The organism is Terriglobia bacterium, assembly GCA_020072815.1.
Lineage (GTDB): Bacteria > Acidobacteriota > Terriglobia > Terriglobales > Acidobacteriaceae > Angelobacter.
Genome location: JAIQGE010000001.1, coordinates 485,397 through 500,128, shown reverse-complemented (window position 1 = coordinate 500,128; position 14,732 = coordinate 485,397). Strand labels below are relative to the sequence as shown.

11 protein-coding genes are annotated in these 14,732 nt (G+C 59.5%); 2 read left to right on the top strand and 9 right to left on the bottom strand.

The features are described from left to right. Positions 1-9 precede the first annotated feature (9 nt). Positions 10-1,026 (bottom strand): PhoH family protein, encoded by a 1,017-nt coding sequence (locus tag LAO20_02185; protein MBZ5530215.1) that lies wholly within the window; start codon positions 1,024-1,026, stop codon positions 10-12. Between the two features lie 444 nt (positions 1,027-1,470). Here LAO20_02185 and rpsT point away from each other — a divergent pair, with 444 nt between their 5' ends. Next, on the top strand, positions 1,471-1,734 hold the full coding sequence (gene rpsT, locus LAO20_02180) for a 30S ribosomal protein S20 (GenBank protein MBZ5530214.1): 264 nt from the start codon (positions 1,471-1,473) through the stop codon (positions 1,732-1,734). 234 nt (positions 1,735-1,968) lie between these two features. Further along, positions 1,969-4,116, top strand: coding sequence for a M13 family metallopeptidase (locus LAO20_02175; protein ID MBZ5530213.1), 2,148 nt, complete (start codon positions 1,969-1,971; stop codon positions 4,114-4,116). A gap of 37 nt (positions 4,117-4,153) precedes the next feature. Here LAO20_02175 and LAO20_02170 read toward each other — a convergent pair whose 3' ends face one another. From LAO20_02170 to LAO20_02135, 8 genes are all read right to left on the bottom strand, one after another. After that, entirely contained in the window at positions 4,154-6,382 is a 2,229-nt protein-coding gene (locus LAO20_02170; protein ID MBZ5530212.1) for a hypothetical protein, read from the bottom strand. 1,515 nt (positions 6,383-7,897) lie between these two features. Further along, positions 7,898-8,794 carry a hypothetical protein gene (locus tag LAO20_02165; protein ID MBZ5530211.1) on the bottom strand — a complete coding sequence of 299 codons (897 nt, stop codon included), beginning with the start codon at positions 8,792-8,794 and terminating at the stop codon, positions 7,898-7,900. Positions 8,795-9,067: 273 nt separating this feature from the next. Beyond that, positions 9,068-9,394 carry a PH domain-containing protein gene (locus LAO20_02160; protein MBZ5530210.1) on the bottom strand — a complete coding sequence of 109 codons (327 nt, stop codon included), beginning with the start codon at positions 9,392-9,394 and terminating at the stop codon, positions 9,068-9,070. 641 nt (positions 9,395-10,035) lie between these two features. After that, positions 10,036-11,217 carry a DNA polymerase III subunit delta gene (holA, locus tag LAO20_02155; GenBank protein MBZ5530209.1) on the bottom strand — a complete coding sequence of 394 codons (1,182 nt, stop codon included), beginning with the start codon at positions 11,215-11,217 and terminating at the stop codon, positions 10,036-10,038. Continuing rightward, positions 11,217-11,762: a hypothetical protein gene (locus tag LAO20_02150; protein MBZ5530208.1), complete on the bottom strand. Its 546-nt coding sequence runs from the start codon at positions 11,760-11,762 to the stop codon at positions 11,217-11,219. Before LAO20_02150 ends, holA begins: the two co-directional genes overlap by 1 nt. Further along, a complete protein-coding gene (locus LAO20_02145) occupies positions 11,759-12,796 on the bottom strand; it encodes a segregation protein B (GenBank protein ID MBZ5530207.1) in 1,038 nt (345 codons plus the stop codon). Before LAO20_02145 ends, LAO20_02150 begins: the two co-directional genes overlap by 4 nt. Continuing rightward, positions 12,793-13,677: a phosphatidylcholine/phosphatidylserine synthase gene (locus LAO20_02140; protein MBZ5530206.1), complete on the bottom strand. Its 885-nt coding sequence runs from the start codon at positions 13,675-13,677 to the stop codon at positions 12,793-12,795. Before LAO20_02140 ends, LAO20_02145 begins: the two co-directional genes overlap by 4 nt. Continuing rightward, positions 13,674-14,336, bottom strand: a complete 663-nt coding sequence (locus LAO20_02135; protein ID MBZ5530205.1) for a phosphatidylserine decarboxylase family protein — start codon at positions 14,334-14,336, stop codon at positions 13,674-13,676. Before LAO20_02135 ends, LAO20_02140 begins: the two co-directional genes overlap by 4 nt. Positions 14,337-14,732 lie beyond the last annotated feature (396 nt).

The following is a 14,732-nucleotide window of genomic DNA, read 5'->3' as shown; positions in this document are numbered from 1 at the left end:
ACTAGATTCCTACTGCTGCAGAGGCGGTTCCTGCGGCTCCTGATCTTCAGCCACGGCGCGCGGCATGTCCAGCGACAGCTGCTGGTTGCGCGCCCGTTCGTCGTACGCGCGGACGATGCGCTGCACCAACTGGTGGCGCACCACGTCTTCTTCCGTGAAGTAGTTGAAAGAAATTCCTTCCACGTTCTTCAGCACCTCAGCGGCTTCCACCAGCCCGCTGCGGCGCGCGCTGGGCAAATCAATCTGCGTGACGTCGCCGGTGATGACCGCTTTGGAGTTGAATCCCATGCGGGTCACAAACATCTTCATCTGCTCGGAAGTTGTGTTCTGCGCTTCGTCCAGGATGATGAAGGAGTCGTTGAGCGTGCGCCCGCGCATGAAAGCGATGGGCGCGATCTCGATGACGTTCTTCTCCAGGAAGCGGTCCACTTTCTCCGGGTCCATCAGGTCGTAGAGCGCGTCGTACAGAGGACGCAGGTAGGGATCGACTTTTTCCTGCAGGGTTCCGGGGAGAAACCCCAGACGCTCACCGGCTTCCACCGCCGGACGCGCCAGGATGATGCGGGCGACCTTCTTGTTGTTCAGCGCGGAAACCGCCATGGCCACGGCCAGGTACGTCTTGCCCGTCCCGGCGGGACCAATGCCGAACACCATGTCGTATTTTTCGATGGCGTCAATGTAGCGGCGCTGGTTCATGCTCTTGGGCTGTACCTGGCGCTTGCCGAACTGGCGCTGCTTGCCGGCTTCGGCGAGACCGCGCAGCGTCGCGGACACGTCTTCCGCCACCACGCGGAGCATGGAGTTGAGGTCACCGGGGCTCATGTCCTGGCCGGCGCGATGCAGGTAGTCGAAGTCAGTGAAGATCTGCTCGGCGCGGGCCACGTCACGCGGCGCGCCTTCGATCAGCACGGAGTCCGGCTTGAGATCAATGGCCACGCCCAGGCCGTCTTCCATGATCTGCAGGTTCTCATCGCGGGTCCCGAAGAGCTTTTGGATGTTCGGAACAATGTCAATATTCTTCTTCATTCAGACTTCTTCTTTACTCCGTTGCTTTCTTTTGTGCGCACAGCATTCCGGCCCTCAGCGCAAGCTGAGAGCATAGGATTTGTATTGTGTTTGGAGAGGCCCTGCGTTTGGCCTGCGTTTTGTTCCACCGGCCGTGGAGGCAATGCCATTCAAGGTGAGCGTAATCCCGTTCGATGGCGCAAGTCAACTGGTGTTCGGTGAAAGTTGAGCCGCTATGGCGGCGTGAGCGTAAGCGGGAGCCGACAGGTGAAATCCTGAGCGACACTGAGGCTCTTGCCGAAGTGGAGTCGAAGGATCTCTCGCTGCTACCTGTCCATCCCAACATTTGAGAACCTTGCAAGGCTAGCCGGTAGATGCTCGCCATTTGACCGAAGGCGCTAAATCCAAGTAAAATAAGTCCTTCAGCACCCGCTGAAATCCATTCAAGAGGACACCAAGCAGCCCATGGCAGACCATTTTTCAGCGCTTAAGCGCGCCCGCCAGACCGTAAAACGCACCGCGCGCAACCGCGCCAACACCTCGCAACTGCGCACCGCGTTGCGCAAGTTCCGCGAGACCCTGGCCACGGGCAAAGCCGCCGACGCCAAAGCCGCGTTCGCGGGCACCGTCTCCATGATTGACAAGGCGGTGAAAAAGGGCCTGATCCACAAGAATGCCGCGTCGCGGTATAAGTCGCGGTTGAACGCGCGCATGGTGGCAGTGAAGTAGCAAGCAGCTTCTAGCTGCTGGCGATTAGCTTTTAGAAGAAGCCCGGTGAAAGCCGGGCTTTTTGCTTTGGGAAGAGGTTGCGCGGTTCCTGGTGCGAGGAGCATGCAGTATGGAATCCAAACCTTGCTGAGAAACCGAAAAACCGAAAGGCGCGTCGATCATCGCCGCGCGTTTATGCTACCCTTCTGTTCCCGTGTCCGTCCTTAGCTCAAGACCTAATCGGAGCGACTATCCATGAAAATTACATTCAGAAATTTAGTGGTTGCGCGCGCAGCGTGGCGACTGGTTGCGCTGGCCTTCTTTGTCCCTGCCCTGGCTTTGCAACACGCGCACGGCCAAGCGCTGACGGAACGCGCGCGCGTTCTCGCCGTGACGGAACGTTCGCACGATGTCGCCGTGACGGAAGACGTGCACGGCGTGTCCGTGACGAACATGGACCTTTCCGTCCGGCCGGGCGACGATTTTTACAACTACGCCAACGGCGGATGGCTCAAGCGCACGGAGATTCCTGCTGACCGCTCGCGCGTGGGCATGTTCACCAAGCTGGCCGAGCTGACCAACAAGCGCACGGCAGGCATTATTGAAGAAGCGGCAAAGTCCAAGGCGGCGGCAGGTTCCAGCTCGCGCCAGATCGCCGATCTCTACAACTCGTATATGGACGAGGCGGGCATTGAGGCCACAGGTGTTGCGCCATTGAAGCCGCATCTGGACGCGATCCAGGCCATCCGCAACAAGAAGCAACTGGCCCACGCGCTGGGTGAGAGCATGCGCGCCGATGTGGACGCGCTGAACAACACCAACTTCCATACGGCCAACCTGTTTGGGTTGTGGACCGCGGGCGGCTTCAATGAGCCGGACCACTACGCGGCGTATCTGATGCAGGGCGGCCTGGAGCTGCCGGACCGCGAGTACTACCTTTCTGACAGCCAGCGCATGAAGGACGTCAGAGAAAAATATGTGGCGCACATTTCCGCTCTGCTCAAGCTCGCCGGCTTCACTGACACCGACGCCCGCGCCAAGGGCATTGTGGAATTGGAGCACGCCATCGCCGAGAAGCATTGGAGCCTGGCCGACAACAACGACATCCACAAAGCGAACAATCCGTGGAAGCGCGCTGATTTCGCCGCGAAAGCGCCGGGACTGGACTGGGCGGAATACTTCCGCGGCGCCGGGCTGAGCAAGCAGGCGGAGTTCATCGTCTGGCAGCCGTCGGCGTTCACGGGCGAGTCCGCGCTGGTGGCCTCCACGCCCCTGAACTCCTGGAAAGACTGGATGGCGTATCACCTGATTGAAGAGTACGCGCCGGTGCTTCCCAAGGCCTTTACCGAAGAGAACTTTGGCTTCTTCGGCAAGGTCCTGTTCGGCGTGTCCCAGGAGGCGCCGCGCTGGGAACGCGGCGTGAACGTGGTGAACCGCTATGTGCCGGATGCGGTGGGAAAGATCTATGCCGAGCGCTACTTCTCTCCTGAAGCCAAGGCCCAGGCGCAAGAGATGGTGGCCAATATTATTGCCTCCTTCCGCAAACGCATTGATGGTCTCACATGGATGGCCCCGGCCACCAAGGCAGAGGCCCAGGCCAAGCTGAGCACGTTGTACGTGGGCATCGGGTATCCGGAGAGCTGGCATGACTACTCCGGATATGAGGTGAAGGCGGGCGACATCTTCGGAAACCAGTGGCGGGCCGGAGTGTTTGAGTATCACCGGCAGGTGGCGCGACTGGGCGGCAAGGTGGACCGCAAGGAGTGGTCCATGTCGCCGCAAACGGTGAACGCCGTGAATCTTCCGCTGCAAAATGCCTTGAATTTCCCGGCCGCGATCCTGCAGCCGCCGTTCTTTGATCCTCTGGCGCCCGCGGCGCTGAACTACGGCGCGATCGGGACGGTGATTGGGCACGAAATCAGCCACACGTTCGATAGTGAAGGCGCCGCGTTTGACGCGCAGGGCAAGGTCCGCAACTGGTGGACCAAGGAAGACCTGGACCACTTTGAAGCCGCCACAGCGAAGCTGGCCGTGCAGTATGACGGCTACAAGCCTTTCCCGGACCTGGCGCTGAACGGCAAGCAAACGCTGGGAGAGAACATTGCCGACGTGGCGGGCGTCTCCGCGGCCTTTGACGGCTATCGCGCGTCGCTCAACGGCAAGCCGGCGCCCAAGCAGGATGATCTTTCGGGCGACCAGCAGTTCTTCATCGCGTTTGGCCAGAATTGGGGTTCCAAGGCGCGCGAAGCCGCGCTGCGGCGGCAAGTGATGACCGACGTCCACTCGCCGGGCCAGTACCGCGCGTCCACGGTGCGCAACATTGATGCCTGGTACCAAGCGTTCGAGGTGAAGCCAGGAGAGAGACTGTATCTCGCGCCGGACGACAGAGTAAGGATCTGGTAAGGAAAGCCCGGCGAGGCCGTGCTTTTTGATTTAGCAATCAGTTTTTTCCCGTCTGTGCCGCTTCTTTCTTCGGCCCAGACGGCTCGGTGAGCGCGACAAATCTCTCCCGTACCGCAGGCGCGTACAGCTTGTGGAGGTACGCATCAAGTTTGTGGAATGCGGAATCTCCCATGGAAGCCTGCAGTTGGGCGATGTGGGAAATCAGATTGAGGCTGGCCTGGTCCGCTCTCTGCTGAAGCGCCGCCGAGCTGGGATCAACCGCGACAGGTGTACAGTTGGCTTGCCCGCACATCGGTTGCGGAGACGCCGGTTGCAGGGCGCCAATCGGAAGCCCCGGGTTGGCTGCTTGCGAAACAGGGACCGCAGGCGACGCCGGTTGCGCTGGACCCGGCGCGGGCATGGGGAACATTCCGAGAGCCCCGCCTGCCGGAACTGCGGCGAATTGATCCAGGTGCGGCGGACGATAATCGGCTGCAATTCTTACCAGCAGTTCCCACTCATGGTCTCCAATCCCGGCGGCCCGCATTTCTTCCCGGCGCAGGGCTGTTTCGCGCTCCCCGCCCGCGGAGTTCTTGAGGCCCGGCTCGTTGAGCCATGCTACGTAGGTGAAGAAGCGGATGTAGATATCGTCGTCAGATGGGGGAACCGGTACGATTTTTCCCGGTGTTGCCTGATAAACGCTGAGGACGAATCCGGCGACTTTGGCGAAAGACGCGGCGCTCAGCTGCGCGCGCAACCGGGTGACGCAGGCGCTGAACGTTGCACGCTCTTTTTCGCGCAGCTCGCGGTAGCCAGGCACCGGCGGCGCGTAGGCTCCCCAGCCGCCGGGCAGACCTTCGGCTTTGGTGCGAAACAGAGAATCGATTTTCTGGTGGACCAGGGCCGCCTGCTGGTTGCAGTCTGACGAGACGCGCTTGACGATTTCGACTTCGTTCTCACTGAGGCCGCCCGCCGGAGGATCACTTTTGTCAAAATCCATCCACTTGCCATCGTCCCAGACCACAACTTTATGGAACGCCAGGTCCGCGAACATGCCGATGTCCCGGAACCACGCTTGATAGACCAGGGAATCCGGCACAGGCATGCCGTGATAGTTGTACCGCCACAACATTCTCTTCCCGTCAGGTCCAAGATGAAAAGGTATACCGGGCGGAAACTCCGGGGCGAGAGCGCGCGTGTTGGGCGGCGGTGCATCCACAGCCGCTGCCGGAGCTGGCGCGCTGGAGGCAGGCGCATCCGCGGTTGCGCCGGCGGGCGCGGGCTCTGCAGGCAGAGTGTCGTCCACAGCGTCCACAGCTTCCATGACTTCCATGGCTTCCATATCCTGGGCGTCAAGCTCGGCTTCGAGTTCGGCGGCATCGGCAACGTCGGTCAAGTCGCTTTCCGCGCCGGCGGCGTCGTCAGCAAGAGACGCGGTGTCACTTGTCACCGGACTGCTGTCAGGGCATCCCATGGACGCAGGTTGGGCGGCCGTCCGGGGCTTGGGATTCTCGGCTCCGCAGCCGGTGCAACCGTATGCCGCCAACCGTTGCCGGATCCGCTCCCGCCAGACTAGTAGCGAAGGTCTTGTGGGAGAGGTGTTATGCGCGAACTGGTCCATGCTCTGCACGACAAGTTGCTTCTCGCGGACGGCTGCGTGCTTCATGGCGCGCGCGTACTGGTTGCAGCTGGCCAAAGCGGGGAACCAGAGCCGAAGAGTGCGCAGCATGTCCGGAGTCAAGTTCACGGAAACTTGGCCCAGCTTCATGCGCAACTGCGCGGTCTTTTGCGCGTCGCCCCTGGCGCTTGTCATGGCGATGGTCAAGGCTGAATTCAGGCGATCAAACTCCACCTGGTTGGCGATCTGGTTAGCCAACAGAAAGGCCGCGGCACGGTCTTCCCCTTCATACGAGCCGTCATCAAAGATGGCGGCCTCAGCCACCACCGCTCCGCCGTTGACGCTGGCGATGGCAAAGCTCCTGAGTCCGGCTGATCCGCTCCTGATGGCCGGTTTGGCCTTGTTTCCCAGGACAATGCTCCGGCCGCACTGGCCGCCGCAGGCATAGTCGCCGTCAACCATGGGAACACCGCTGGGAACCAGGCGCAGGGCAAACGCCGTGACTGCATGGCTGGAAGTGTCGGCTACGCGGAAGCGGTAGCGGCCGTTATTCTCACCGGCGTAGCTGACGGCCAGCGAAGGAGCTTTACTGTCGGTTTGCACGGGTGACGAAGAATTCTGGCCAGCGGCTGATGCTGCCAGTAGCGCGACCACAATGAGCAATTTCATGCGATTGACCGAGCCTATCAGGTTTGTATCGGAAATAAGCTTAATCTAACAAAGCAGCAGGCACACCGTCAGAGTCTAGAACGCAGGCTAAAGCAAAGGGTTGCAAAAATAGTTTGGCTACCTACCCCTCCCTGTTCATCCCAAGGTCTAAAGTTGAGCCGCTTTGCGGGCGTGAGCGAAGCGGGAGTCCGCAGGCGAAATCCTGAGCGACCCTGACGCTTGTGGAAGGGGAGTCGAAGGAGCTCTCACCCACCCCCCATGGGTCATCCCAATGTTTAAAGGACTTACGCGCCGCATCCCAACCCATACCCGTGTGGCACAGCCGCCGGGTGGACTCGCCCTCGGCGACGATGGTTAGGTTTTCCCGATCCCGGCGAAGGGCGGGTTCTTTTTTCTGGTGGAGCGCAGGCGCCCTCGCCTGCGGAGTTTTCCTCCCTGCCCCTCCCTGTTCATCCCAAGGTCTAAACGACTTACACGATTCGTCCCAGTGCGATACCCGTGTGGCATCGCTCGCCCACGGCGATGATGGTTAGGTCTTCCCGATCCCGGCGATCACGCGCGATGTCGGCGATCCCGGCGATTGGTACTCCCTACCTTCAACTAGGATTCTAAAAGCTTTACACAATTCATCCCAGTGGGCCAGCCCAGCTCCACAGGTTCCGATTGAATCCGGGCCACCGTTAACTCAAACTTCAATCACCACCCAGTTACCACCCACCCCACCCCTCCCTCTGTCTGTTTGTTGCAAACAAAGGGAGTTCTTCCATTCGACCCAACGGTCACCCAACTGTTTACCAACCAGTAAATTTTCTTCTAACTTATTGATTCTCCGCGACCTCTGCGTCCTCTGCGGTGAGTCGGGTTTTTCGGGCTTTAGGCTTTGGCTGACTGCTGACGGCTAATTGCCGAGTGCTAATTTTCAAAGATCGTTTCCGGACGCCATCGCCCCCGGTCGCCATTTTGGCGTTTGTGAAAATCTAGTCATTATACCGTACTTTGTTCGCCTTAACAAACTAAGACTAACCGCCGCAGGCCACTAGGCAGCCTCTCGTGAGCCAACAAGCCCTTTGCACAACTGTGCGCGAGCGCCAATCAGGCGCGAAACAGCCTAGCCCAGGCCGGACCGGGCCCCCAGCGAGCCCGGTTTTGGCTTGCTGGGGTGGGGAAGGCCTGGGTAAGCGAGAAAAAAAGACAAGCCCCGTAGGTGGCGACACTCATTTGTCACTCTTGCCCTGCAAGTCGCGCAACAGCCCGCGCGAACGCCTGCTGATTGAGCGCGAAGAATTTCTTGTGCCGCACCTACGGCGCTCGAATCTCGAAACACGCTTACCCGGGGCTTCCGCCCTGGGCTAACTCATTCCGCCCCTTGCGGGGCTGGGTGAGATGTTATTCCGGCCACGGTTCGTGCCTTGACACTTGTATCGCGTGAGGGAAGGTGGGCCACCCAGCCAGGGGAAATGTAATGTCGATTTCCACCTACGCTCATCGTGCGGGATAGGCGGAGCACCCGGCTAATCACAACTCCATACTCTTATATTGCGACTTCACCTCCGCCTCGATTTCAGACGGTCGGCGAAGGAAAACAGCTGTCCTTTTCAGTGGAGACTGGAATTGTTCAATCTTGGCGGCCATCTTTGCCAAGTCGGCGCTCTCAGGAACCAAGATTTCTATCCTGACGTGGTCGAGAATCATTAAGGCCGGTGCTGCGTCTTGCGGATTCGTTAGTGCTGTCCGCTGTACTTTCTTGTAGGCCTCGGTGATGTTGTTTAGAAGCAATCTGACTCGCATGACAATTTCCGTGGATTTCTCATCCTGAAAACGGCCGAAAAATACCACCTCGTCCGAACTATCGAACAGATTGAACTGATGAACCGCACCGAGACTAAATACTGCCCTAACATCATTAGCAGTCATATCGCTGAGCCGCAAGCCCCTCAGGCCCATATACTTGACCACGTCAGCGTCAGGGATTCCCATCTGGCCCCCAGTGGGCTCATGGACCTTGAAGCGGAGGATTGCATCGTCGATTGCGACTTCCGCTTTGTCTTTAAAGTTTTCCGGCTTGTATTTAATTGTGTCGAGTGGATAAATGTTGAACGCCAGCTTCTCGCTTTGCCGTTGCATAGGTATTACATGTTTGTGGAAGCTTAGCATCATCCCGTATTCGAAGTGGACATTAGGATTGGGGATTTTGATTCCCGGGCTTTCCGCATGGACGGAGTTGTTCAGCAGGACGATAGTGAAATGCGAAGTGATGATCTTCGAGCAAATCTTTGTACAAAAAGCGAAATTACCAGGATCGATGCGCTGCAACGCCACATAGCAGTCGTAATTCCGTTCTTTCAGAAGTTGCCGAAGTATGTCTTCTTCAAGTTGAAACTCGCCGTCGGCAGGTCTCGCAAGAAAACACATTCGTGCGCTCCCGAAACCATAGCCGCATGACGGCATCCCAATAATGCATTGTTCATTGATCTTGTACTCTGGCCCTGTACTTTTGCCTAGCATACAGATATATCTACCCGGTGATGCGTCAAAAATCAAATATTGTTCGCGCTTCGCTGTGCTGCGCGCCAGCCTTCGGCAGAGTGGAAGGATTCTTTACTTTGCTTACCGTTACCCAGGGCTCACGCACCTGGGCTAGGCTCTTTCGCACCCTACGGTGCTTCACGATGTTTTCCCCACGCTTTACGCTTTTCCGGCACTCTGCTGGTAATGCTCAATCAGCTGGCGAATCCGTTCGGCATCGCCCTTGGAATGGCCGTGGCTCAGGATCGGGTTGGCGCCGCCGGACGAATCAATTCGAATGTCCGACCAAATCATCCCGGTGCTGATCTGCACGGACGCCACCTTGGCCATGGGGATGCTTTCCTCAGTGCTGCCAAAGAACCTGGGCTTGATGCGCAAGACGCGCTCCGGACCCACGGCGATGCGGGTGGGGAAGAAGAAATTGCCCTTCGTCCACCGGCTGGCGCTGAAGGTTTCTGACGAGTTGGCATCGGGTGCGGCGGCCATGATTGCTCCCTGTCTTTTTCGGACCATTGTAAATGACGCAGTTTCAGGTACATCGGCATGCGGTCTTCGGTTGGGACAGGTAGGGCTCCGGCGGGTTACCAAAGGCCATGCCTGAGAGTACGACCGTCATGTTGTCATCCCAGGTTCTTCGCAGTATCAACGTCTTAGGACTGTCAGCATTCGCAGTCCCCTTGGGAATGAGGCTGGAACGAAAATGAGCTTCACCTACTACCTAGCTGTCGACGCCGACGACAGAATCGTTTTCGCGTGCATTCATCAACACCAGACGGTAACTTCAGCCGTAGCCTGCATTGCGTGGGCCGGCGGTTACGTGGTGGGCGTTGAGGACGGGATTATGCGTGCCTTGACGGATGCGGAGGAATGGGAATTTCAAAGCGCTATGTACGGAAGAACGTCTACATCCAAACTTGACCCTGGCTCCGTTTACTGGCTAGAGCGTTTGCTGCGTTCCCGGCTTTGACGGCAGGTTCTGCGGTCCACGGGTATTGCTCAAGTTCACGCCGAATCGGATCTAGCGCGTTGTATCGTTAAACCCTGGGATGGTCGTTTACCATACGGGGTCCCTCGCTCCGCTTCGGGATTTCAGAAAAAAGCCTCCTCCGTGCCTCCGTGGTGGAAGCTCAGACCGGCAGCTCTTCCTGCTGCCACTCCGTCGCCGTCACTCTCGGCTCTTCGGCCAGTTGGATCACCAACTGCTCCAGCACCAGGCGCTTGCTTGGAGGATTCGAGCGCAGCGCCAGATCGGCGCGGGCCACGAGCTTCAAAGTCCGGGTGAGTTCGCGGCGGGACTTATAGCGCCGGGCCTGGCGGATGACGTCTTCGGCGGCAAACGGCGGCACGCGGAAGCCCTGCCACAGCGCCTGCCAGATGGCGCGCGAGTCGCGCACGTTCTTTTCCACGATCACCAGCATCTGGCGGAAGGTGCGGGCCAGCATGTAAAGGTGGCCGATGGCCGCGTCGTCGCCTTCACCGCTGGAGAGCAGCGCGTCCAGCACGCTGAGCGCGCGCGGCTTGTCCTTGGCGGAGATGGCGTCAGTAAGTTCGTAGAGCGAGCGCTGTTTGGCGGCGAGCACCATGGTCTCCACGTCGCCCAAGGTGATGTGCTTTTTCTCGCCCACGTAGAGCGTGAGTTTTTCCAGTTCGCGGCTGACCAGCATCATGTCCGCGCCGAGGGAGTCCATGAGTTCGCGGGCGGCGTCAGGGTCAACCTTCACGGCTTCTCTCTGAGCGTGTTCGATGATCCAGCGCATGCCGTCGGATTCTTCCACGCGGGCCAGCTCGACGATGCCGCAGAATTCGCCCAGGGTTTCGCGGATGCGGTCAAAACGCTCTTTGTCCTGAAAGTCCATGCGGCGGACGTCGGCGGGAATGCTGAGATGGTCAGCGATGAAGATGAGCACGGCATCCGGGTTGGGATCTTTCACGTAGGCTTCAATGGCGGCGAATTCTTCCGCGTGCGAGCCGCGGCCGTAAAGGTTCTTGACGCCGCGGATGAAGAACACCTGAAACGGCGCCATCAGCGAAGGCGTGCGCGCGCGGTCCAGCACCTCCGCCACGCTGGCTTGCGCGAGATCAAGATCGTGCAGGCTGAAGTCGCGCAGGTCCGGGGGAACGAGGTGTTCGAGCAGCGCCTGGCGGCAGCGGTCGCGGAAGAAAACTTCGTCGCCGACGAAAACGTACGCGGGACGGAGCTTGCGTCCGGCAACTTCAGAGACGAACTTTTCTGACGGCGCAAAGCTGCGCGGCAGGCCGGGGCCCCCGGCGCGCGCGGTTTTCGCGTGTTGGGGTGGCAGGCCGGGCATCAGAAGGCCTCCAGGACGTCACTGACCAGGGTGCGGGCGAAGTCGTGCGACATGCGTTCCAGCGCGGGCGTCTCTTCTTCAAAGAAGCTGGTCACCTCGCGCGAGACCTGGTACTGCTCGCGGAAGGTGTAGTTCTGGTTCTCAAAGAGCACGCGCCCGGCGCGATTGGTCAGCGTGATGCGGATGGTGACGGTAACCACGGCGCTGGAGATGCGTCCGGTGTGGGCGTCATAGGTCAGGGGCGCGGCCACGGCGGTGAGCACGGTGCCTTTGAGAATCGCGTCAGCGGAATCGTCAGCAGTGGGGACCACGCGGTAGCGGGTGCGTCCCACGAACTCGCGGACCACCTGGCGGGAAAGAAGTTGTTCGATGCGGTAAGTCTGCGTCTGGTTTACAAAGACCGGGACAGCCAGCACATGCAGGTTGTCAGGCAGATGGGCGGTGCGGCCCGCAGTGTGGTAGCCGCAGCCGGCGAAAGCGAGAACGGCAATCGCCAGCGCGGCGAAATTGAGTTTAAGAAGGCATGATGCAAAAAATCTTTTCACTGCACCTTCCCATGCGGACGCACCGCGGCCAGGGCGGTGGCGCAATCCACGGCGGTCAGAGCGGCCAGGCGGAGGTTGTCCACGGCGGCCCACAGCCAGAAGCCGTTTTCGTGGATCACGTCACGCCGCACCGCCAGCAGGATTTCGTCTTTGCCGGCCACGTTCACGTTGCTGGGCGCATCTTCCGGCGACCGCGCCATCACCACGTGCTCGCCGGCCATGGCGTGCCCAAAGTCCCCGGCGGAGATGCTTTGCTCCAGCTCAATGTAAACAGAAAAGGTGTGCGCGTGGAACACCGGCGCCTGCAGCAGCATCAGGGCAGGCACGGGGACGCTCTCCGGCAGCAGCCGTCGCAAATGGCTGCCGATGCGCCGCTCGGTGGCTTCCAGCGATTGCTCTGACGTTTGGCCGTAGCGGCCAATCATGTTGAACGCCACTTGAGTGTCAAAGACCGCGGTGGGCATTTGCTGAAAGGAGAGAAGGTTGACCGTCTGTTCGTGGAGCTCGTCCATACCCTTGCGCCCTAGTTCGGAAACCGGCTCGAAAATGGTGGCCGCGATTCTGCGGATGGTTCCCGCCTTGCGCGCGCGCAAGACCAGCAAGGCCAGGGCCACGGCCGCAGGGTGGGCGATGGCGATGGAACTGGAGTCCAAGTTGAGCTTGGTGTGCTGCGCCAGTTCGCGCTCAATCCACGGGGCGCAGACGGGGACGTCAGGCTGGTCTTCCAGCGCGTACGAGAGGTCCACGATGGCGCTGCCGGCTTCGCGCGCCAGCTTCCAATGCTTGCGGGTAAAGCTCTCGTCGGCGGCGAAGAAGGTGAAGTCCACGCCGCGGAGCTGGTCGCGGGTGACCGGCTGCACCAGGGCAACTTCGTCCTGCACGCGCTCCAGCTGTCCCAGAGATTCGTCGTCAAGCAAGCGGACATCCACGGCGGGGAAGTTGCGCTCTTCCAGGACGTCCTTGAGCTCTTTGCCTTTCAGCGTGGCCGCGCCGACAATGGCCGCCACGTACAGGTTCTGGTTGTCTGTTTTCATCGCGATTGAGGCGCTTCCTCGTAGCTGGTAGGAGCCGGCGGCTTGGGCCGGCGACGGAACGCGTAGGAGAGCCGGGTAAACACGCCGCTCAGCATATAGCCGATCGCCAGAGCGATCAACAGGTACTGAGACAAAGCCCATATGAGATAAATCATGGCGGAAATCCAAACCAGCACCCAAAACGGATGCCGGTCGCGCAGGTTGAGGCCCTTCAGGCTGTAGAACCGCCAGGTACTCACCATGAGAAAGGCCACCATGGCGATGAGCGCCAACCAGATGCAGGAGAGCCACCAGAAAGTGATGGGATGCCCCAACACCATGTGGACGGTAGCGGCCACCACGCCGGCGCCCGCGGGAATGGGCATGCCGACAAAATACTTTCTGTCCGGGCGACCCGGATTGGAAGGCTGAGGGTTCAACTGAATGTTGAAGCGCGCCAGCCGGCTGGCCCCGGCCACAAGAAAGATAAACGTGACCACCAGGCCCAGGTGTCCGATCCGGTCTATGAGGTTGAAGGTGCCAAAATCAGAAGGCTCCAGCACCCTGAAGCCCCAAAAATATGCCAGCAGGGCGGGCGCAACGCCAAAGGTGATCACGTCGGCGAGCGAATCAAGTTCGCGGCCAAAATTACTGGTGGTGCCGGTCAAGCGGGCGACAAATCCGTCAAGCCCGTCAGCCAGCACGGCAATGCCAATGGCCAGCGCTGCCAGATCAAAATGGCGGAAGTCCGTTTGCGTGCCTTGCAATGTCTGGGTAATCGCGTAGTAGCCCGCGCCCATGTTTGCCGCCGTGAACAATGACGGCAAAATGTACATGCCTTTGCGCATGCGGCGCTTTTGTGAATCGGGAATGCGCTCATCCAGCCCGAGAGGCATTTTCATCGGAACGCTCCCGTGTGTTCCCGCGGCTGTTGCCCGGCGGGCGGCGCCACCGAAACGCGCGCCAGGACGGAAGAACCGCCTTTGACGCGATCGCCGATTTTCACGCGCAGTTCCGCGGGAGAGGGAAAAATGACGTCCGTACGCGAACCGAATTTGATCAAGCCCACGCGCTGGCCGCGAAGCAGTCTGTCGCCGGCTTTGTGGTTGAACACAATGCGCCGGGCGATCAAGCCGGCAATCTGTTTGAACACCACGGTCATGTTTTCGGCTTGGACGGTGATGATGGTCTGCTCGTTGGCTTCCGCGGAGGTGGCGTCCATGGCGTTGAGGAATTTTCCCTTGCGATACACCACGTCTTTGATCACGCCGGAAACCGGAGAGCGGTTTACATGCACGTCAAACACGTTGAGAAAAATACTGATGCGCGTGGCCGGATTGCCACTGAGTTGGGTGGAGGAAACGTCGGTGACTTTGCCGTCCGCGGGGGAGACGATCAGCCCGGCTTCTGAGGGGATGACACGCTCGGGGTCGCGAAAGAACCAGAGAAAGAACGCCGCCAGCAGCAGCGGAAGGCCGGCCAGCCAGGGAACGCCGAGCCAGCACAGGAACGCGGCCACCACCAGCATGCCCAGCGCGTAATAGATGCCGTCGCGAACCATCCCAGAGATTATAGCGACTGCGTCGTATATGGGAATTTCAAGTTGTTCTTGCTTCGTCGGCTGGTGGGCCGGCGATTGCCGATACTGAAGTTAACTTATTGAAAACAAACTGATTATATCGCTGCGGCAGCCGCCGCAAGCTGGTTTTGGAAGATTTTTTGCGGATCCTTATATTTTTTCGGCGGGAAACCACTCTACTAGGACAACAGGCAAGTTCATCCGTCGACTGCAATTTAAGAATGAGGGCACGGACCCGGAAGCCGTGCCCTCTTCGCTTTTTGGCTCAAAGCCTTTCTTCGCAACCCCATCTTATTCGGCGACCCCATCCCTCTGACTGATTCCAGCCAGCTGAATTTCTGGGCGTCGGCTGCGCTCGTCCAAAAACACAAACCTCAC